We start from the raw sequence: 20,686 nt of genomic DNA, 5'->3' as shown, positions 1-20,686 counted from the left end.
GCGGGCCCAACGCCGTTCTGCGAGGGGATGCCCAGCAACTGGTCGCAACCATCCCCGCCGTCGAGGGAGAACAGCGCGCCGGGCAGGCAGCAGGGTATGCAGATGTCGGGTGGAACAGGCAGCGCCCCGTTCAGTGCGGCTTGACTCAGTGCTTGCAGCTCAGATGATTCAACCATGCTGACTCGACTCCTTGAGTGCCTGTTGGTGAGCTGCAAGTTCACGTCTCAGCGCCAGGCGGCGCTCTCGGGGAGAGTCCGTGGCTTCCAGCGACTTCACCCAAGGGGTGAACAATGGGTTGAGGTAGAAGTGACGACCGAACGCGATCGCCAAGAGGACATGCAGCAGCACCTGGTTGCGGGATAGAAAAGGCAACGGGTACAGGTCATCGGCCGGCTGTGGTAGCCGTTTGCCGTAATAGCGATAGGCGCGGATCTCGTTCTCGTTGAGCTCCACGTGGTTGATGGCGGGCAGCGCGTAGCGTAAGCAGGCATCCGACTCGTAGCGGCAGTAGCAGGCACGCTGTGCATCGCCAGGTATGCCCCGCAGGGTCATCAACTGCTCCAGTGATCGCCACTGCCGATCGGGGTCGCATTCGTCTTCGGGCAACTGCAACATCTGCCGAGTGAGGTCGTGCATGAGGGCAAGGTGACCCTCCCACCGCGACCGGTGAGATACGGCCTGCACCGTCAGCATATCGAGCCGCTCATCATGGGTAAGGCCCGGAACGTGGGTGACCGACCACACCGATTCGCTTGCAGGGTCGTTCCACCAGCCCAGCCCCAGCAGGAAGTGGCTCAGCACCAGCAAGCTGTACTCCCTGCCACAGGTGTAGCCATTTTCGCTGACCAGAGCTCCCGCATCGGCTACCAGCAGCGGAACATCCTCGGGGCGGGTATGAAAGCGTGCGAACGAACCGTCGAGCGTCTCCAGCAGGAAGCAAGACAATTGTCGGTTGGTGGACCTCAGGGATGCAGCTTTTACCGCACGCAGGTCCAGACTGGGCAGATTCATGCAGAGGCCCCCTTGCGCAATGGCAGCCAGGCCACGCAGCCGTCCCGTTCGGTGCCGTGTTCGCTCTGCTCGAACAGCGGCTGGGCGGCAAGGGCAAGGCCGCTTCGCGAATCGTGGAAGTACAGTCTGCGTATCCGCCCATGGTCGAACAGCCGGGCCAGGGTGTCGGGCTGGTGGGTCAGTGAACCGACGTACAAACTGAATGACCGAGGGTCACCCAGCCTCAGCAAGTAACGGCGCCGGCCTTCCTCGACTTTGCCAAAGCGGCGCAAGTGGCGCGCAAGCGCTTCGAGGGGTAGGGCAGCCTCGGCCACCGTATAGACGAACGTTCCCTCCAGTCCGCCCAGCCAGGTGTCCAGGTCGCTGCCTGCGGTCAGCTGGAACAGCAATGGCGCATGCTTTTCCAGCCCGGTGTGATGTTCCAGGTGCCATAGGCATTGGTGCTGAATGGAATGAAACTCGAGCCTGCCCAGCAGGCCCGGATTGGCCGACGCTTCGGCAAGCACGAACAGGCTTGCGCTGACGACACCTGTGCACAGGCCGCCTTCGCATAATTGCTGGTGAAGGCTCATGCGTTGTCCTTTCCGGCGAGAGGGCATTCCTCGATCAGCGGGGAGCCTTCCCGAATGGCGGCTTCGATGGCTTCGACCTGGGCCTGTACAGGTGTCTGATAGGTGACATTGCCTTTAAAGCGGATGTTTGGCGCTTCGATGGTGATACCGTCGGCGTCGAAGATGATCTTGCCGCTGGGGCCACGGATGTGGATACGCTCCGTGCCCTGAAGCATGTAACTGCGGGTCAGCAGACGTTGTGCGTTACGCGCTTCAATGGCCCGCGTACCTTCGATTACCAACGACTGATTGCCACCAATACTCAGGCTGTGGTCGGCGGCAATGGTGATGCGGCTTGTGTTGCCGACGCAGAGGATGTCGTTACGGCCAATGTTGGTGAAGCAGTCCTGGTGAACATGATCGCGACGATCTCGGCCCGTATCGATTGACTCGTCACGCGCAATGCTGGTGCTGTGGTCTCGACCAGTTGCAGTAGCGCGATCATTGCCGACACTCAGGGTCTGGTCGTGTTTGACCTTGGTGTTCATGTCCCTTTCGGCATGCATGAACACTTCCTGGCGACCGAGCTCATCTTCGAAACGCAGCTCGTTGAAGCCGTTACCCTTATGGGTTTGGCTCTTGATGGTCATGCGTGTCTTGTGCTTCGGCAGGTCGTAGGGCGGCAGTTGGTCGCCGCAATAGGTACGCCCGGTGATCAGCGGCTGGTCGGGGTCGGCGTTGACGTACTGTACGATCACCTCCTGGCCGATGCGTGGGATAGCCATCGAGCCCCAGCTGCCTCCGGCCCAGCCTTGCGACACGCGTACCCAGCAGGAGCTGAACTCGTTGTTCTTGCTTTCACGATCCCAGGGGAAGCTGACCTTGACCCGGCCCCACTCGTCGCAATAGATCTCCTCGCCAGGTGGGCCGACCACGGTGGCCATGTGCGGGCCATCGATACGTGGCTTGTCCAGTGGGGCGGGGCGCCATTCGATCCGGCCGGGCACCAGTACTGCTTCCTGCGAGTAGCGGGTTCCCTGTTCGGATCCGGCAGCTTCTTCTTGCAGGCTGGTGAATTGGCTGCCCTCGTGATGCACACGCATCACGCGCCAGTGTGCGTTGAGGTCTTGGCGCGGGTGCTCTATGAGGGTGAAGCTCAGGCCTGGTTGCAGCCGTACATCGTCGCCTTCCACTTCGGCAATACGGGCGTCATGGCGCAGGGCCGTGAGGCGGGTAGCGGTGAAGGGCACGCCGACCACATCGCGTTTGTAGCGGCCGGGGTAGTCGAAGCGCTCATAGTTTTGGGACTGATGGATGATGCCACTGCCGTCCGCGCGGTGCTCCTGCCGGTACTGCGGATTGGTAAAGGTGTAGTCTCGCTGCACTTGGCGTGCGGTACGCACCTGTTCGCTGTAGCGCAGGCGCCGCAGGCAGGGCCTGGCCTGGTCGCCGCCGCTGTTGGCACGGTACAGCACCTGGTCAGGCCCGACTTCATTCTCTTCGAAGAACTTTTCATCGTCATCGGCCTTGATCGCGCCCCGGCTGATCTTTCCCAGCGTCAGCAGCCGGTCGGTGATGATCAGCTGGTGGTGTTTCGGCGTGTGTTCGAAGCGATAGACGAAACCCTCTTCACCAGCCAGGCGGGCGATGAAGTCAAGGTCGGTTTCACCGGCCTGTACACAGAACTCGCGTACCTGGTGCTCGCCGATGCACTTGATTTCGAAACGGCTGATGCCCTGGCGCTGCAGCATCAGCTCAAGAATCTGTGGCACGGTCTTTTGCTGGAAGATGCGCCAGTTCGAACGCAGCTCGGCCCGGGCCAGCAAGGGCTCTACCAAGGCGTGGTAGCGAGTGCGGTGAAAGCCCGTTCCACCTTGGCTGAAGGTGCCGACCACGCCGTACACGTAGCGCATTGGGCGTTCGCGTTGCCAGATTGTGAACAGCACGGGCTTGTCAAGCAGTTGACCGAAGTCGACCTCGTCTTCGTAACTGATTAGCTCGAGCTTCAACTGAAAGGGTGCGCTGATAGCTTCGTCGAGCTCGAATGAAACTACCTCGAATTCAAGATCGCCAGCCAAGGGCTGGAAGCTGAAACGCAGATCAGATTGTCGGTACATGGCGTCTCTTCCCTTGTTAAGGAATGCTCCGGTATCAGGCGTGGCGTTGATGCAGAGCGCGGATTTGCAGGGTAAGAGGGCTGCGGAGGGATTGAAATGAACAAGGTGTTGTTGATTTGCTTATATGTAGGAAGTTTCCGAAACTTGTAAGTTAATATTTGTTTTTTGGTCTTTAGTTGTTTTTTAGGCTTTCTTCGCTCGGGCATGTAACTGAAGCAAATTGTGCGCTGTTTCTGTAGGCGCGACACAAGGCCGCTCCACATCCACCGCGTCAAATAAGAGGAAATGGAAGCTGGCAAGAGAGAAGTGTTAGATGCCTGACGGGCGCTTGGGCTTTGTTGAGAATATGCTGCAGCCGTGATCGGGCTGAGGGCCTTTTCGCGGGTGAACCCGCTCCCACAGGTACAGCGCTGCCCTCAACCTTGCAGCAGTTCCGGGCTGTTGAAATTGCTCAGCCGTCGGTCCCCTGCGGCACATTCCAGCGCCTGCACCGCTTCGCGCAGCAGGGCCTTCTGCAAACTCCGCTCACCCGCCGCCCAGGCCTGCTCCAGCACCGGCAGCAGCCGACGCGGCAATACGCTGAACATCGGTTGCCAGTAGCCACCCTGTCGCACCATGGCCGCGCTGTCACTGGCCGCTGCCAGGCGCAGCAGATCCTCGATCAGCGCCCGCTCGACCAAGGGCGCATCGCAGGCCAGCACCACCAGCCAGTCATGCCGCGCCACCTTGAGCCCGGCAATCACCCCCGCCAGCGGCCCGGGGAAATCAGCCTCGACATCGCCCACCAGCTGGTCGGCATACGCCCGGTAGGCATCCTGGTTGCGGTTGCAGGAAATCACCAGGTCGTCAGTCAGCGGGCGCAGCACCCGATGCACATGGGCAACCAGCGGTTCGCCCTGCCAGTCGATCAGGCCCTTGTCCCGGCCACCCATGCGCTGGCCACGGCCGCCGGCGAGAATCAGGGCTGAGCTGGCGGGCAGGGGGCTGGTCATGATTGCAGTTCCAGGCTGGGGAAGAGCGCAACCCTCCCACGGCCTGCAACCATTGTCCAGCAAGCCAGCGTGCGAGTTGAGCAGACCTGACATTTTTGCCAGTTGTGCCGATGGTGCGTAGTTCCTTCAATACAGCTGCAGCCTTGGCATTGCAAAGGTGCCCGGGGCCATGACAAGGAGAAGAAACTTGAACAAATCGCAACTGGTAGCTGACGTGGCGCAACGCGCTGACTTGAGCAAGGTAATGGCACAAAAGGTGGTCGATGCCTTTATCGAGACAGTCAAGGCATCGCTGGGCGCGCGCGAGGATGTGATCCTGGTGGGCTTTGGCACCTTTTCAACTGCGCAAAGGAAAGCGCGGATCGGCCGAAACCCGCGAACGGGCAAAGCGTTGAAGATTGCCGCAGCGATCAAGGCCAGGTTCAGCGCTGGCAAAAAGTTGAAGGAAGCCGTCAGATTCGACGACCGAGCTGGGTAGAAGGCCAAACCTCGGCAATGACCGGCAAGCGGCGTATCGCGGGCAAGCCAGGCTTCCAAAGGGTGTGGGAGCAACTGTTTTGTGCTGCCTGTCCTGGCCCTATCGCCGGCAAGCCAGCTCCCACAGGTACCGCATGAGGCTTGGGCCCTGTGCAGTACCTGTGGGAGCTGGCTTGCCGGCGATGGGCTGCGCAGCAGCCCCCTTGCTCACAGCCATCAATGGCCGTCGGGTAGCGCCTCGCTCGCGGTTGCGGCTTTGCCCTTGCGCGCCAGGCGCATCACCACCACGAAGAACACCGGCACGAACACCACCGCCAGGGTGGCGCTGAGCATGCCGCCGATCACCCCGGTGCCGATCGCCTGCTGGCTCGCCGAGCTGGCGCCGCTGGCGATGGCCAGGGGAACCACGCCGAGGATGAAGGCCAGCGAGGTCATCACGATCGGCCGCAACCGCAGGCGCGCAGCCTGTACGGCGGCCTCGGCCGCGTCCATGCCTTGGTCCACCAGGTGCTTGGCGAACTCGATGATGAGGATGGCGTTCTTCGCCGACAGGCCGATCAGGGTGATCAGGCCGACCTTGAAGAACACGTCGTTGGGCATGCCGCGCAGGGTCACCGCCAGCACGGCGCCGAGCACGCCGAGCGGCACCACCAGCAGCACGGCGCTCGGGATCGACCAGCTTTCGTACAATGCCGCCAGGCACAGGAACACCACCAGCAACGACAGCGCCATCAGCAGCGGTGCCTGGCTGCCGGACAACCGCTCCTGCAGCGACAGGCCGGTCCACTCCAGGCCGGCACCGGCCGGCAGCTGCGCCACCAGGCGCTCGACTTCGGCCATGGCCTCGCCCGAGCTGTAGCCGGCCGCCGGCTCGCCGGAAATCGACACTGCAGGGTAGCCGTTGTAGCGGGTCAGCTGCACCGGGCCGCTGACCCACCTGGCCTGGACGAAGGCGCCCAGCGGCACCATCTTGCCGCTGTTGTTACGCACGTGGATTTTCAGCAGGTCTTCGACCTGGCTGCGCTGGTCGCCTTCGGCCTGCACCACCACCCGCTGCATGCGGCCCTGGTTGGGGAAGTCGTTGACGTAGCTGGAACCCACGGCCACATCCAGTACCGTGCCGATGTCGGCGAACGACACGCCCAGGGCATTGGCCTGGCGGCGGTCGATTTCCAGCTGGACCTGCGGGCTTTCCGCCAGCGAGGCCTCGCGCACGTTGGTCAGCACCTTGCTTTTGCCGGCATTGGCCAGCAGCTCGTCGCGGGCCGCCATCAGCGCGGCGTGGCCCATGCCGCCGCGGTCCTGCAGGCGGAACTCGAAGCCGGTCGATTCACCCAGGCCGTCGATCGGCGGCGGCAGCACCGAGAAGGCAATCGCGTCCTTGAGCTGGCTGAACGCCAGGGTCGCGCGTTCGGCGATCGACTGGGCGCTGTCGTCGGCGCCGCGCTCGGACCAGTCCTTCAGTGTGGTGAAGGCCAGCGCCGCGTTCTGCCCGCTGCCCGAGAAGCTGAAGCCAAGGATCAACGTGGTATTGCCCACCCCCGCTTCCTCGCTGTTGTGCGCCTCGATCTGCGCGGCTACCTGCTCGGTACGCATGCGGCTGGCACCGGGCGGCAGCTGGATGTCGGTAATGGTATAGCCCTGATCTTCGGTGGGCAGAAATGCCGTGGGCAACTGGCTGAAGCCATAGCCCAGCACCGCCAGCAGCACCGCGTACACCAGCAGGTAGCGGCCGCTGCGCTTGAGCGCGTGCATCACCCAGCGCTGGTAACCGTTGCTCATGCTCTCGAAACGCCGGTTGAACCAGCCGAAAAAGCCTTTACGTGCGTGGTGTTCGCCTTTGGCCACCGGTTTGAGCAGGGTGGCGCACAGCGCCGGGGTCAGGCTGAGGGCGAGGAACGCCGAGAACAGGATCGACACCGCCATCGACAGCGAGAACTGTTGATAGATCACCCCCACCGAGCCCTGCATGAAGGCCATCGGCAGGAACACCGCCACCAGCACCAGGGTAATGCCGACGATCGCACCGCTGATCTGGCCCATGGCCTTGCGCGTGGCCTCTTTGGGCGGCAGGCCTTCTTCAGCCATGATCCGTTCGACGTTTTCCACCACCACGATGGCGTCGTCTACCAGGATGCCGATAGCCAGCACCATGCCGAACAGGGTCAGCACGTTGACCGAGAAGCCCATGGCCAGCATCACGGCAAAGGTGCCCATCAGTGCCACCGGCACCACCAGCGTCGGGATCAGCGTGTAGCGCAGGTTCTGCAGGAACAGGAACATCACCGCGAACACCAGCAGCATGGCTTCGAACAGGGTATTGATGACCTGCTCGATCGACACCTTGACGAACGGCGAGGTGTCGTAAGGGATGTCGTACTTGACGCCTTCCGGGAAATAGCGCGCCAGATCCTGCATTTTCGCCCGCACCAGGGTGGCGGTTTCCATGGCGTTGGCGCCCGGCGCCAGCTGCACGCTGAAGGCGCTGGCCGGCTTGCCGTTGAGACGGGTGCCGTACTGGTATTCCTGGGCACCGATCTCGACCCGGGCGACATCGCCAACGGTCACCGTCGAGCCGTCCGGGTTGGCGCGCAGGACAATGGCGGTGAACTCTTCCGGGCTGCTCAGCTGGCCCTTGACCACCACGTTGGCGGTGATTTCCTGGGTGCTGCGCCCGGGCAGGTCGCCGATGCTGCCGGGCGCGACCTGGGCGTTCTGCGCGGCGATGGCCTCGGCCACATCGTTGGGCGTAAGGTTGAAGCCGACCAGCTTGCGCGGGTCGATCCAGATGCGCATGGCGCGCTCGGAGCCATACAGCTGGGCCTTGCCGACGCCCTTGAGGCGGCGGATCTCGTCCATCACGTTGCGCGCGAGGATATCCGACAGGGCGGTTTCGTCGAGCCGGCCGTCTTCGGACATGAGGGTCGCCAGCAACAGGAAGCCGGTGGAGACCTTTTCCACCTGCAGGCCTTGCTGGGTCACCGGGCGCGGCAGGCGCGACTCGACCACCTTCAGGCGGTTCTGCACATCGACCTGGGCCAGGTCCGGGTTGGTGCCCGGGGCGAAGGTGGCGGTGATGGTGGCGCTGCCCAGGCTGCTCTGCGACTCGAAGTACAGCAGGTTGTCAGCGCCGTTGAGCTCCTGCTCGATCAGGCTGACCACGCTCTCGTCCAGGGTCGCCGCCGAGGCGCCCGGGTACACGGCGTAGATTTCTACCTGCGGCGGCGCCACGTTGGGGTACTGGGCCACCGGCAATTGCGGGATGGCCAGGGCCCCGGCCAGCAGGATGAACAGGGCGACCACCCAGGCGAATACCGGGCGGTCGATGAAGAAGTGCGGCATGAATCAGGCCCTCACTGGCCGGAATGCTGTGCGATGGGCGAGGCCCCTGAGGTGTCGTCGACCCGTACCTGGTCACCGGCCTTGACGTGTTGCAGGCCTTCGACCACGACCTGCTCGCCAGGGGCCAGGCCTTCGCTGACGATCCAGCGGTCGCCCTGGGCATTGCCCAGTACCACCTGGCGGTCGCTGACCTTGGCCTGGGCATCGACCACCAGCACCTTGGGCACCCCGGCGCTGTCGCGCAAGATGGCGCGTTGCGGCACGCTCAGGCCCTTGGGTTGCACGGCCTGCTCCAGGCGCACGCGCACGTAGCTGCCGGGCAGCAGGTCGAGGTCGGGGTTGGGGAACTCGCTGCGCAGGGTGATCTGGTTGGTGCTGGGGTCGACGGCGATGTCGGAGAACAGCAGCTTGCCCGGCAGCGGGTAGGCGCTGCCGTCGTCCTGGATCAGCGTCGCCCGGGCCTGGCCATCGCCTGCCTGCTGCAGCTCGCCAGCCCGCAGGGCGCGGCGCAGGGCGTTGAGCTCGCGGGTCGACTGGGTGACGTCGGCATGGATCGGGTCCAGCTGCTGGATGGTCGCCAGCGGCGTCGGCTCGTTCTGCCCGACCAGCGCGCCTTCGGTGACCTGGGCGCGGCCGATGCGGCCGGAAATCGGCGCGGTCACGGTGGCGTAGCCGAGGTTCAGGCGGGCGCGCTCCAGGGCGGCCCTGGCTTCGGCCACGGCCGCGTCGGCCTGCAGGAAACTGGCCTTGGCGTTGTCGTATTCCTGGCGGCTGACAGCCTTGTCGTCGACCAGCTCGCGGTAGCGCTGCTCCTGCAGGCGCGCCTGGTACAGGGTGGCTTCGGCCTTGGCCAGGACGGCGCGGGCACTGTCGTGGTCGGCCTTGAACGGCGCCGGGTCGATGAGGAACAGCACATCGCCTTGCTTGACGTCGCTGCCTTCGCGGTAAACCCGCTTGAGCACCACGCCGGCAACGCGTGCACGCACCTCGGCAGTGCGCGGCGCGAGGATGCGGCCGCTGAGTTCGCTGCTGATGGCCAGTGGCTGCAGCTGCAGGGTTTCCACCCGCACATGCGGGGTGGGAGCCTGTTCGTCCGGCTCGGCGCTGTCGTCGCAGCCGGCCAGGGCCAGGCTCAGAAACGCCACGAGCGCCAATGGGCGCAGGCGCAGGGGGAGGGTAGTAGACATACGGATCTTCCGATGATGACCGCCTCTATGCTACGGCAGGTATTCCGTGGGTGGCTGTTAATACCTGTAGGGCGAGTGTGAAAAAGTGTGAAGAACAAGCCTGTCGGGGTGTAGGGTTCTATATTCTGCCTACGTCTGTAGCGGCCTCTTCGCGGGTAAACCCGCTCCCACAGAGACCACACAGTCTCTGAAACCTGTGCTGTGCCCGCGAAGAGGCCGCCAAGTTCTACCACATCCTGTGATCCCCAACCGCCTATGCCGAACATTTTCCTGGTCGAAGACGACAGCGCCCTGTCCGAGCTGATCGCCAGCTACCTGCAACGCAACGACTTCCATGTCCAGGTGATCGCCCGGGGCGATCATGTGCTGGACGAATACCGCCGGCAGAGGCCTGACCTGGTGATTCTCGACCTGATGCTGCCGGGCATCGATGGCCTGCAACTGTGCCGCCTGCTGCGCCAGGAATCGCAGAGCCTGCCGATCCTGATGCTGACCGCCCGCGACGACAGCCACGACCAGGTCCTGGGCCTGGAAATGGGCGCCGACGACTACGTGACCAAACCCTGTGAACCGCGCGTGCTGCTGGCCCGCGTACGCACCTTGCTGCGCCGCAGCAGCGTCAACGAGCCGCGCCTGGACAACGACCTGATCCTGATCGGCGGCCTGCGCATCGACCTGGCCGAGCGCACGGTGAGCTGGCGCGGCGAAGAAGTGGAGCTGTCCAGCGGTGAGTACAACCTGCTGGTGGTGCTGGCGCGCAACGCTGGCGAAGTGCTCAACCGCGACCGCATCCTGCAGCAGCTGCGCGGCATCGAGTTCAATGGCACCGACCGCTCGGTGGATGTGGCCATCTCCAAGCTGCGCCGCAAGTTCGACGACAACGCCGGCGAGGCGCGCAAGATCAAGACCGTGTGGGGCAAGGGCTACCTGTTCAGCCGTGTCGAGTGGGAGTGCTGAGCGCCCATGCTGAAGATTCTGGTGCGGCTGTACCTGGTGATCATCGTGGCCTATGCCGGCGCGCTGCTGTTCATCCCCGACACCATCGTCGGGCTGTTCCAGGAGCGCTTCATGGCCTACAACCTGGACCAGACCAAGGGCGTGCAGTCGCTGATCGTACGCCAGTTCCGCCAGGTGCCGCGCGCGCAGTGGCCGGCGGTGGAGCAGCAACTGGCCAGCGACTTCGCACCGCTGCAGGTGCAGTTGCTGCGCATGGACCAGGCCGGCTTGAGCGAGGACGAGCAGGCCCGCCTGGAGCATGGCCTGTACGCCGTGCGCATTGCCGACTGGGGCTATTACGAAACCGTGCTGGCGCCGCTGGACCAGGAGTGGCTGGTGCGCCTGCACTCGCCGCCCGACCCGCTGGACATCAACGTGCTGTCGTGGGGCGTGACGGTACTGATCGGGGCGGCCATGCTCGGCTGCCTGCTGCTGTGGGTATGGCCGCACTGGCGCGACCTGGAGCGCCTCAAGGAAACCGCCCGGCGCCTGGGCCAGGGGCAGATGGCCGAACGCACGCATATCTCGCCGCACTCCAACATCGGTGAGCTGGCCGGGGTGTTCGACACCATGGCCAGCGACCTGGAACGCCATGTCAACCAGCAGCGCGAGCTGCTCAATGCGGTGTCGCACGAATTGCGCACCCCCTTGACCCGGCTGGATTTCGGCCTGGTGTTGCTGTTCGACGAAGTGCCGCCGGCCAGCCGCAAACGCCTGCTGGAGCTGGTGGGGCATGTGCGCGAGCTGGATGAACTGGTGCTGGAGCTGTTGTCCTACAGCCGGCTGTACAACGCCGACCAGGCCCGCGAGCGGGTCGAAGTGTCGTTGCTGGAACTGCTCGACAGTGTGCTCGGCGGCTTTGCCGAGGAGCTCGATGGCCGGGGTATCCAGTGGGAAGTGCGCGCCGAGGCTGACCTGCCGCGTTTCGTGCTGGACCCGCGGCTGACGGCCCGGGCGGTGCAGAACCTGGTGCGCAATGCCATGCGTTACTGCGACCAGAGCCTGTTGCTGCGTTTGCGCCTGGAAGAGGGCGGGGCGTGCCTGTTGACGGTGGAAGATGACGGGATCGGCATTCCGGTAGAGGAGCGCGAGCGGATCTTCCAGCCGTTCTACCGCCTGGACCGGAGCCGCGACCGCAACACCGGCGGGTTTGGTCTGGGGCTGGCGATCAGCCGGCGGGCGATCGAGGGGCAGGGTGGCACCTTGACCGTGGCGCAATCGGCGCTGGGTGGGGCGCAGTTTCGCATTCGTTTGCCCGCTGGGTAGGTGTTGCCTGTGCTGGCCTGTTCGCGGGCTTGCCCGCTCCCACAGGGACCACACAGTCTCACAAACCTGTGCTGTACCTGTGGGAGCGGGCAAGCCCGCGAACAGGCCGGGCCTGGCGACTCAATTGCTGGGCAGAACACCCCGGGCCCAGGGCCGGTAACGCAGGTCGAACACCGCCTCGGCATGGCACCCGCCCGCCAGCTTCGGCTCGGCCGGCTCGGCGCGGAACGCCTGGCCTGGCGCGCTGACCTGGCGAAACGCCTCGCGCACCACACCCACCCGGCACGGCAGGGCCTGTTCGTAGCCCTGGCGCACCAGCGCCGGCAAGCGCCCGGTGCCGGCGCCATCCTGCCACCACACCCTCAAGCCGGCCGCGGCCAGCTGGTCCAGCCACGCGGCGGTGACCCGTGGTGACAGTTTGCCAGCGCTGAAGGCGCTGATGTGCAAGGGCTTGTCCAGCTGGCGGTTGAAGGCCTGTAACTGGCGGTACAGCGCATCGCGGCGCTCAGCCTGGCGAAAATGATAGTCGTCCAGCTCCATCGGCAGGTACCAGCCGTCCACCGGCAACTGCCAGGTCTGACGCAGTTGCTGGTACTGGCCGAGCGAGCGCCCCAGCTGCGCTTTCCAGTAACTGTTCAGGCCTTCGCTATCCAGCTGGTCAAGGCGCTGGTAGTAGGCCGGGTCCATGTACAGCCCCAGCACCAGTTGCAGGCCTTCGGCACGGGCGCTGCGCAAGCTGTTGGCCAGCCAGCCTTGAGCCGCGCCGAAATCGCTGTCGCCGTAGGCGCTCCATTGCACGATCAGGGTCTTGCCACCCTGGGCCACGGTGGCGCGCCACAGCTGCTGCCATTGGGCAGGGGTGACGCTGGCATCGCGGTTCAGCGGTTGGTAGAACAGGCGCTGGTCGGCACCGGCCGGCAGGCACAGGGCCAACAGGCAGAGGGCGATGAGGGTACGCATCAGAAGGTCAACTCCGCACCGACCAGCACGCCGTTGGCGCGCTCGTAGAGGTTGCCGCCCAGCGCTTGCTGGTACTCGGCGCGCACTTTCAGCGAACCGCGATAGGCGTTGTAGCGGTCATCGTCGAACCACCATTGCCAGCGCACGCCGACCCCGGCCCGCGCGTCCTGGCGCCAGTCGTTGCTCGGGTCCTGGCTGGAGAACTCGACGAAGCCATACGGCATGAGGGTTTGTGGCGAGCTGCCGGGCAGCTTCCAGGCGTGGCCCTGCTGGTAGCGCGACAGCCAGGCGTGGTCGCCGGCACGGGTCCACCAGGCAGCGTCGAGGTAGAGGAAGCGCTCGTTCCACTGGTCTTCATCGACCCGCCAGTCGTTACGCCAGTCGCCCTGGTCGAGGAACGAGGCGGTCGCGCGCAACAGCAGGTCGTTGCTCGATTCGGCGTGATGGCGCAGGTCGCCCCAGTTGCCGCCGACCTTGGCCGGGCTGAGCAACTGGCCCAGGCTCAGGCCGCGGTAATGCGCTTCGTCGATCTGCCGCTGGTGGTACAGCTCGGCATACAGGTTGAGGTTGGCCTGGCCCAGTGGCTTGTAGCGCAGGCCGACCCCGGTGCCCATGCTTTGCGCGTAGTCGGTGCGGCTTTGCCCTCCGAACAGCACCCTGCCGTACACCGACAGGGTACTGCCGTTGCGGCTGGGCTCTTCGCCCAGGGCGTGGTCCCACATGGCCAGCTGCACGTTCTGCGATTGCGCGCGGCGCGAGCTGCCGCTGCGCTGGCCATCGAGGAACTTGTCGTTGGTCGAGGTGCCGGCCGGCGACCAGGTGCTGGCCAGGGTGATGGTGTCGCGCCGCGACAGGCTTTCGTGGGCGCGGCGCTGGCGGTACTTGCGCGCTTCCAGGCTGCCGTATTCGTCGTCGCCGTCGACCACCTGCTGCTCCACATCGAGGATGCGGCGCAGTTCGCGGCGGGCCGAGGCGCTGTCTTCGGCTTCGTCGTAGCGCAGGGCCAGCGTTTCGCCAAGGCGGTAGTCCTCGGGGAAATCGCGGGTCGCGCGTTCCAGGTAGGGGATCGCCTGGCGGCGCTGGGCCTTGTCGGTCGAACCGGCCAGGCGCATGCCGTAGTCGGCGCGGTAGCGTGGCTGGTCAGGGGCCAGGCGTAGTGCTTCGGCCAGCCAGGCAGTGCTCTGCGCGCTGTCGCCGGCCAGTTGCGCGGTGCTGGCGGCGGCGTAGTAATGCTCGGCACGCGGGTTGTGCAACAGGGCCTGGCGCTGCAAGGCCAGCGCGCTCGGGTAATCGCCCTGGCGCTCGGCGATGGCGGCGCCCAGCGCCCAGTCATCGGCATTCTGGTGGGCAGCGGCATCCCAGTGCTGGCGGGCCGCCTGCACATCGCCAGCGTTCAGTGCGCCGCGCGCGGCGGTGAGCCGGGCGTTGTCGGTCCAGGCACTGTCCGGCACGCTGCGCCAGACGGGCAGGGCGGCCTCGGAATCGCCGGCGGCCTCGAGGGCATAGGCCAAGGGCAGCCGGCTAGCGCTGTCACCCAGGCGCTCGGCGGCCTGGTAGTAGACCACCGCTTCGCCGGGCTGCGCGGGCATGGCGCAGCGGCCCAGGGCGCGGTATTGGCCAGGCTCGCTCGGGGTGGCCGGCACGGCCTGGCGTACCGCATCGCATTGGCCGGCTTCGGCCAGGCGGCCCAGCAACTGGGCGCGGGTACTGGCGTCGACCTGCGGGACCAGGCCGAGCATGCGCCGGCTGTCCAGCGCGCCGTCGTCGCGTGCATACAGGTTGCCCAGGCGCTGCAGCAGCGACGGGGTCAGGCGACCGTGACGGCGGTCATAGGCCTGTTCCAGCAACTGCCGGGCATGTTCGCCCTGGCCTTGTTGGGTCAACAGGAAGGTGGCCTGCTCCAGCGCGGCCAGATCGCCGCTTTGCCGGTAGCGGTTTGCCCATTCGGCGGCGGTGCGCGGTTGCGGCGGCTGCGGTGGGTCACCGTACAAGCGTTGCCTGAGCACGGCGTAGGCCCTTGGGTCGCTGCTGGCGGTGCAGCCCTTGAGCTGCTCGCGGGCCAGTGCCGGGTCGCGGCGCGACAACCAGTCGACGGTTTCCAGGCAGGGGCGTTGCAGTTCGTTGCTCAGGCGCTGCACCAGCGGCGCGTCCTGGCCTTCGCGGGCCAGCTCCCACAGCTGCTGGCGCTGCTCGGGCTGGTTCAGTTGTTCGGCGGGCAGAGCTTGCAGCAGGCGCTGGGCCTGTTGGTTCTGGCCGACGCCGATGGCGCGGTTGGCCATGGCCAGGCGGGCCTGGTTGGCGGCTTCGGCGGACGGGGCGCTGGGCAGCAGTGCGTTCAGGCCCTTTTCGTCCACTTGCTGGATATAGGCATTGGCCAGGCGCTGCCAGTCTGGTGCGGGCAATGCGCCCTGGTCGGCCAGGGGCTGCAGTTGCTCGATGGTCTGCTTCCAGTCGCGCAACTGCTCGGCGAAGTTGGCCCGGGCCAGGCGCAGGACCTGGCCATCGTCCTGCGGCGGCAGGTGGTTGAGCCAGTCCAGCGCCTTGGCGGCGCCACCGGTCTTGGCCAGCTTGAGGCTGTAGGCCTGCCACAGGCGCACCCGCTGAGCACCGTCGCTGCTGGCCAGCCATCGTTCAACCTGGCTGGCGGCGGGCGAGTCCTGCTCGATCCAGGCCAGGCGCAGTTCGAGCAGGGCGTTGGCGTGCTCGGGGCTGCCCCCCAGTTGTTCGGCCAGTGCTTCGGCTTCCTGGTAGCGGCGCTGATGGGCCAAGGCCTCGACCAGCAGCGCACGGGCTTCGTCGTTGTTCGGCACGCGGCCCAGCACGTGCCGGGTCAGGCGTTCGACCTCGGCCCAATTGTCCTTCTTCGCCTCGCGATAGCTGCGCTCCATGAACGGGTAGCTGGTGAAGCGCTGGAAGTCGGTCATCGGCGCGGCGGCGACGGTAGGCAGGGCGGTGGAACACAGCAACAGGCCAGTGAAAGTGAGGGAAAAACGCGGCTTCATGCCACCTCCCGGGTCAGGTCAAAGGCGGCCTGCTGTTCGCTGGCCTGTTCGATCAGGGCCTGTTGCAGCACCTGCTCGGTGATGATGCCGCGAGCGATCAGGTGTTCGCCCAGGCTCTGGGATTCGGGGTCGAAGTCGATCAGCGCCTGGTTGAACAGGGTGACCGGGACCATGCCGCGCACCTGCAGCAGGGCGCCGAGCATGACCTGGTGATGGCTGACCCGTTCGAGCAGCTCCTCGTCGTCCTGGTGGCGTTCGAGGGTGGCCAGCATGTCGCGGGTTTCCGGCTTCTGCCAGGGGCTTGGGTAGTGGTAGCGCAGGCCCAGGGTGACCCGGCCCTGTGGCGCCAGGCGCGCGCTGACCGGGCGCTTCAGAAGGCGGCTGATCACCCCCAGCGACACCTGGCTGACCGGGCTTTCGCTGGCCAGCACCAGCGTATTGCCGTCTTCGGCCACCGGCAGCACGCCATAGTGCGTCGCCAGCTTGCGCGGCAGTTTGGCGATCAGCTGCGGGTCGAGCTTGAACGGGTTCAGCGGTGCCCAGGGCAGGTCCAGCTGCTCGGCCAGGGTGGCCACCAGCTGTTCGCTGTTCAGCCAGCCGCGCAGCAACAGCTCGCGGCCCAGGCGCCGGCGTACCGGGCTGGTGATGGCCTGTTGCAGCTGTTCGTCGCTGATCAGGCCCTTGGCCACCAGGCGCTGGCCCAGCGGCGTGCGGGCAGGGGCGGCGATGGCGGGGAATTCGTGGGTGGTCTTGTCCCAGGCCACGCGCCGCGAGTCGCCCATTTCCATCACCTGGCGCAGCGCGCGCAGGTTGGCGAAGAAGTTGACGAAGTTGCTCCACATCATCCGTGGCGCCGACAGCAGGCCTTCGCCGATGCCGTAGAAGCGGGTGACGAACCAGGCGCGCTGGAACAGCCGGTTGCACAGCAACAGCCCGTTCAGCCACAGCAAGGTGGTCAGCAGCCAGCTGTCGTCGAGGATCGACATGAAGCGCCAGGCCTCTGGGGCAATCACGGTGACCAGCCACATGGCCAGCAACACCAGCAGCAACAGGTTGACCAAAAAGCTCAGCAGGTAGGCGATCAGCCCGCGGCGGTCACGCCAGAGGAAGTAGTTGAGCGCGCCCTTGCGGCTCCAGCCGAGGTTGCTGGTGCCCTGGAACACGATGCCGACGATCCACCGCGACTTCTGCCGGATGGCATGCTGCCAGTCGCGCGGGAAATGCTCGCGCACGCAGATCACCTGGGAGAACTCGCGGCTCATGCCGGGGCGCCATTCCTGCTTGAGGGCCAGCGCCGGGTCGGTGATCGAGTAGCGGGCGAAGATGCACTTCATGCCCTTTTGCTTCAGGCGAAAGCCGATGTCGTAGTCTTCGGTGAGGCTCTGCACATCGAAGGCAATGCCGTCGCCGTCCTCGAGCAGCGCGCTGATGGCGCGGCGGCTGAAGCAGGTGCCGACCCCGGCGCTGGGCACCTGGCCGGTCAGCGCCTCGCGCACGATCACGTCCTTGCCGTGGTTTTCGGCGAACTCGTCGACGTAGTGGCCGGCGGTGAAGCCTTTCCATTCCGGCGCGTAGGGGTACACCGGGATCTGGATCATGTCCTTGTTCGGCAGCAGGTAGTTGAACAGGCGCAGTTCCATCGGCGAGATGACGTCTTCGGCGTCGTGCAGGATGAACCCGGCGAACTCGATGCCGGCGTCCTGCTGGAAGCGCAGCAGCGCGTCGATGATGTTGTTCAGGCAGTCGGCCTTGCTGGTAGGGCCGGGGCGGGCGCAGACCACCTTGTGCACGTTGGGGTAGTGCAGGCATACCGCGTCGACGTCGGCCTGGGTCTGCGGGTCGTTGGGGTAGGTGCCGACGAAGATCTGGTAGTTCTCGTAGTCGATGGTCGAAGCGGCCAGGCGCGCCATTTCACCGACCACGCCGACTTCGTTCCAGGCCGGGACCATGATCGCCAAGGGTTTTTCCGGCACCTCGTACAGGCGCTTCTCGTCGGCTTTTTCGTACTTGTCGTAGATGCGGAAGCGCCGGATCAGCTTGCGGCCCCAGTAGCACAGGTCGATGAACAGGTCATCCAGGCCGAGCAGGAACATCAGCGAGGCCAGGACGATCGCGAAGATCTTCAGGCCGAACAGCACGTAGGTGAGAAAATCGATGAACACTAGGCTCATGTGCCGGTCACCGGCAGGAAGGCGTAAGCCATTGTCTAAATCCTCGTTCGATTCCTTGGACGAAGTTGTACGACATGTCGGCGTTTGTACGGGATAGATACAAGCAGCCGAATGCAGGGTTGTCCAAAATTCAGGCTTTTTCTTACAAGCCACTTCTTGTAGTTTACAGGTCGTTTACCCAGGAGCAGAACATGCAAGGCAAGGCACGCAAGATCGTCCAGGCCATTCTCTACGAAGCCATCGCCGTCGCCTGCGTGGCGCCTGCGCTGGAGCTGGCGTTCGGCGCCGGTATGGCGCAGTCGGCCGTGCTGTCGGTGTTGATGTCGGGCATCGCGATGAGCTGGAACATGGCCTTCAACTGGCTGTTCGAGCGCTGGGAAGCGCGCCAGCGCCAGCGTGAGCGCACTTTCCTGCGGCGCTTGCTGCATGCCCTGGGCTTCGAGGGCGGGCTGGTGCTGATCTTGTTGCCGTTGGTGGCCTACTGGCTGGACGTCAGCCTGTGGGCGGCGTTGCTGACCAACCTGGCGCTGTTCGTGTTCTTCTTCGTCTACGCGTTCGTGTTCCAGTGGGGCTTCGACAAGGTGTTCGACGTACCGCTTTCGGCGCAGCAGGCGAAATGCTGAGCCCAGGGGTTGACGCTATGCGGCACTACCGGCTAAGTTCCTTGCCCATGAACACCTTCCAGCACGCCAGCGTCATTATTATTACCGCCATTATCAGCTTGGCGGGCTAGCGCTTACGTGCACCGAACCCGCCCTGGAGGCGGGTTTCTTCTCTCTGACTCCTGGGCACGTGAATAAAACCCCAGGAGTCATCGATGACCAGCTTCGTCAGCCCTCGTTCTACCGTCACCCCCCAGCAACTGCTGTCGGAGCAGGTGCGGCGTATTCTTGCTGCGCCGGTGTACGACCTGGCCATCGAAACGCCCCTGCAAGCGGCGCCGGCGTTGTCTGCCAGCCTGGGCAACCAGGTACTGCTCAAGCGTGAAGACCTGCAGCCGACGTTCTCGTTCAAGATTCGCGGCGCCTATACCCGCCTGTCCCGCCTGAATACCGCGCAGCGCGAGCGCGGGGTGATCACCGCCTCGGCGGGCAACCATGCCCAGGGCGTGGCGATGGCGGCCTCGCACCTCGGGCTCAAGGCCACCATCGTCATGCCTACCACCACGCCCTCGCTGAAGGTGGAGGGGGTGCGTTCGCGCGGTGGCCATGTGGTGCTGCATGGCGAGAGTTTCCCGCATGCCCTGGCCCATGCGCTGCAGCTGGCCGACAGCGAAGGTGCTACTTTCGTGCCGCCGTTCGATGACCCGGATGTGATCGCCGGGCAGGGCACGGTGGCCATGGAGATCCTGCGTCAGCGCCCGGGTGCGCTGGACGCGATCTTCGTGCCGGTGGGCGGTGGCGGGCTGATCGCCGGCATCGCTGCCTATGTGAAGTACCTGCGCCCCGAGGTGAAGGTAATCGGCGTCGAGCCGGAGGACTCCAACTGCCTGCAGGCGGCCATGGCCGCTGGCGAGCGGGTGATCCTGCCGCAGGTCGGCACCTTCGCCGATGGCGTGGCGGTGGCGCAGATCGGCGCCCATTGCTTCGAGCTGTGCCGGCACTTCGTCGACGAGGTGTTGACCGTGAGCAGCGACGAGTTGTGCGCGGCGATCAAGGACATCTACAACGACACCCGCTCGATCACCGAGCCTTCCGGGGCTTTGGCGGTGGCCGGGATCAAGAAATACGTGGCACGCACGGGTGTGCAGGGGCAGACCCTGGTGGCCATCGACTCCGGGGCCAACGTCAACTTCGACCGTTTGCGCCATGTGGCCGAGCGTGCCGAACTGGGTGAGCAGCGTGAGGCGATCATTGCCGTGACCATTCCCGAGCAGCCGGGCAGCTTCCGCGCCTTCTGCCAGGCCCTGGGCAAGCGGCAGATCACCGAGTTCAACTACCGCTACTACCCGGGCAAGGAGGCGCGCTTGTTCGTCGGGGTGCAGACCCATCCCGTGCACGACCCGCGCGAGCAGTTGCTGGCCAGCCTGCGCGCGCAGGGCTACAGCGTGCTGGACCTGACCGACAACGAGCTGGCCAAGCTGCATGTGCGCCATACCGTGGGCGGCCATGCCGCGCCGGGTGCCGATGAGCGGGTGCTGCGTTTCGAGTTCCCGGAGCGGCCGGGGGCGTTGCTGGGCTTTCTGGAGCGGTTGGGCAAGCGCTGGAACATCAGCCTGTTCCATTACCGCAACCATGGTGCGGCGCAGGCGCGAGTGTTTGCCGCGCTGGAGGTGCCGGAGAATGAGCGCGATGGTTTGCCATTGGCGCTGGACGAGATGGGTTACCGCTATTGGGACGAGACCGACAACCCGGCTTATACGCTGTTTCTTGGCTGACGCGGTACCTGTGCTACCGCGCCGCCTGCTTCGCGGGTGAACCCGCTCCCACAGGGGGGCTGCGTAGGCCTCGGGTTTACGCTGAACCTGTGGGAGCGGCTTTAGCCGCGAACACCGGCGCAGCCGGTGCCATCCACCGCGTCGCCTGCTTCGCGGGCTTGCCCGCTCCCACTGGGACGGCGCAGGTCCGGGCTCACGCTGTACTTGTGGGAGCGGCTTTAGCCGCGAACACCGGCG

At 65.3% G+C, this 20,686-nt stretch carries 14 protein-coding genes; 5 read left to right on the top strand and 9 right to left on the bottom strand.

Annotated elements, in window-relative coordinates:
* Positions 1-168: 168 nt before the first annotated feature.
* From C6A77_RS22610 to mobA, 4 genes are all read right to left on the bottom strand, one after another.
* Complete coding sequence (locus C6A77_RS22610) at positions 169-1,011, bottom strand: hypothetical protein (RefSeq protein ID WP_114171512.1); 843 nt, start codon at positions 1,009-1,011, stop codon at positions 169-171.
* Complete coding sequence (locus C6A77_RS22605) at positions 1,008-1,583, bottom strand: DUF4123 domain-containing protein (RefSeq protein WP_114171510.1); 576 nt, start codon at positions 1,581-1,583, stop codon at positions 1,008-1,010. Before C6A77_RS22605 ends, C6A77_RS22610 begins: the two co-directional genes overlap by 4 nt.
* Complete coding sequence (gene tssI, locus C6A77_RS22600) at positions 1,580-3,679, bottom strand: type VI secretion system tip protein TssI/VgrG (RefSeq protein WP_114171508.1); 2,100 nt, start codon at positions 3,677-3,679, stop codon at positions 1,580-1,582. The genes C6A77_RS22605 and tssI overlap by 4 nt, the downstream gene beginning before the upstream one ends.
* Positions 3,680-4,095: 416 nt before the next feature.
* Positions 4,096-4,671: a molybdenum cofactor guanylyltransferase MobA gene (gene mobA, locus C6A77_RS22595; RefSeq protein ID WP_114171506.1), complete on the bottom strand. Its 576-nt coding sequence runs from the start codon at positions 4,669-4,671 to the stop codon at positions 4,096-4,098.
* Positions 4,672-4,858: 187 nt separating this feature from the next.
* Between mobA and C6A77_RS22590 the strand changes: the two genes are divergently transcribed.
* Positions 4,859-5,149, top strand: coding sequence for an HU family DNA-binding protein (locus tag C6A77_RS22590; RefSeq protein ID WP_114171504.1), 291 nt, complete (start codon positions 4,859-4,861; stop codon positions 5,147-5,149).
* 215 nt (positions 5,150-5,364) lie between these two features.
* On the opposite strand, the gene C6A77_RS22585 is transcribed toward C6A77_RS22590, so the two are convergent.
* Both C6A77_RS22585 and C6A77_RS22580 read right to left on the bottom strand, forming a co-directional pair.
* On the bottom strand, positions 5,365-8,490 hold the full coding sequence (locus C6A77_RS22585; RefSeq protein ID WP_114171502.1) for an efflux RND transporter permease subunit: 3,126 nt from the start codon (positions 8,488-8,490) through the stop codon (positions 5,365-5,367).
* An 11-nt stretch (positions 8,491-8,501) separates the two neighbouring features.
* Positions 8,502-9,677 (bottom strand): efflux RND transporter periplasmic adaptor subunit, encoded by a 1,176-nt coding sequence (locus tag C6A77_RS22580; protein WP_114171500.1) that lies wholly within the window; start codon positions 9,675-9,677, stop codon positions 8,502-8,504.
* A 255-nt stretch (positions 9,678-9,932) separates the two neighbouring features.
* Here C6A77_RS22580 and C6A77_RS22575 point away from each other — a divergent pair, with 255 nt between their 5' ends.
* Both C6A77_RS22575 and C6A77_RS22570 read left to right on the top strand, forming a co-directional pair.
* Positions 9,933-10,634 (top strand): response regulator transcription factor, encoded by a 702-nt coding sequence (locus tag C6A77_RS22575; protein WP_114171498.1) that lies wholly within the window; start codon positions 9,933-9,935, stop codon positions 10,632-10,634.
* Between the two features lie 6 nt (positions 10,635-10,640).
* Entirely contained in the window at positions 10,641-11,939 is a 1,299-nt protein-coding gene (locus C6A77_RS22570) for an ATP-binding protein (RefSeq protein ID WP_114171496.1), read from the top strand.
* A gap of 120 nt (positions 11,940-12,059) precedes the next feature.
* On the opposite strand, the gene C6A77_RS22560 is transcribed toward C6A77_RS22570, so the two are convergent.
* Genes C6A77_RS22560 through nrfB form a run of 3 tightly spaced genes read right to left on the bottom strand, consistent with a single transcriptional unit; the run spans position 12,060 to position 18,072 of the window.
* On the bottom strand, positions 12,060-12,899 hold the full coding sequence (locus C6A77_RS22560; protein ID WP_114171492.1) for a DUF4434 family protein: 840 nt from the start codon (positions 12,897-12,899) through the stop codon (positions 12,060-12,062).
* Positions 12,899-15,901, bottom strand: coding sequence for a phage receptor (locus C6A77_RS22555; RefSeq protein WP_114171490.1), 3,003 nt, complete (start codon positions 15,899-15,901; stop codon positions 12,899-12,901). Before C6A77_RS22555 ends, C6A77_RS22560 begins: the two co-directional genes overlap by 1 nt.
* Entirely contained in the window at positions 15,898-18,072 is a 2,175-nt protein-coding gene (nrfB, locus tag C6A77_RS22550; protein ID WP_114171488.1) for a cyclic di-3',5'-guanylate-activated glycosyltransferase NrfB, read from the bottom strand. The genes C6A77_RS22555 and nrfB overlap by 4 nt, the downstream gene beginning before the upstream one ends.
* Positions 18,073-18,263: 191 nt before the next feature.
* Here nrfB and C6A77_RS22545 point away from each other — a divergent pair, with 191 nt between their 5' ends.
* Complete coding sequence (locus C6A77_RS22545; RefSeq protein ID WP_114171487.1) at positions 18,264-18,695, top strand: PACE efflux transporter; 432 nt, start codon at positions 18,264-18,266, stop codon at positions 18,693-18,695.
* A 194-nt stretch (positions 18,696-18,889) separates the two neighbouring features.
* Positions 18,890-20,449: a threonine ammonia-lyase, biosynthetic gene (ilvA, locus tag C6A77_RS22540; RefSeq protein ID WP_114171485.1), complete on the top strand. Its 1,560-nt coding sequence runs from the start codon at positions 18,890-18,892 to the stop codon at positions 20,447-20,449.
* Positions 20,450-20,686: the final 237 nt, after the last annotated feature.

The organism is Pseudomonas sp. AFG_SD02_1510_Pfu_092 (assembly GCF_003331055.1).
GTDB lineage: Bacteria > Pseudomonadota > Gammaproteobacteria > Pseudomonadales > Pseudomonadaceae > Aquipseudomonas.
This window is presented reverse-complemented; position numbering and strand designations above follow the sequence as displayed.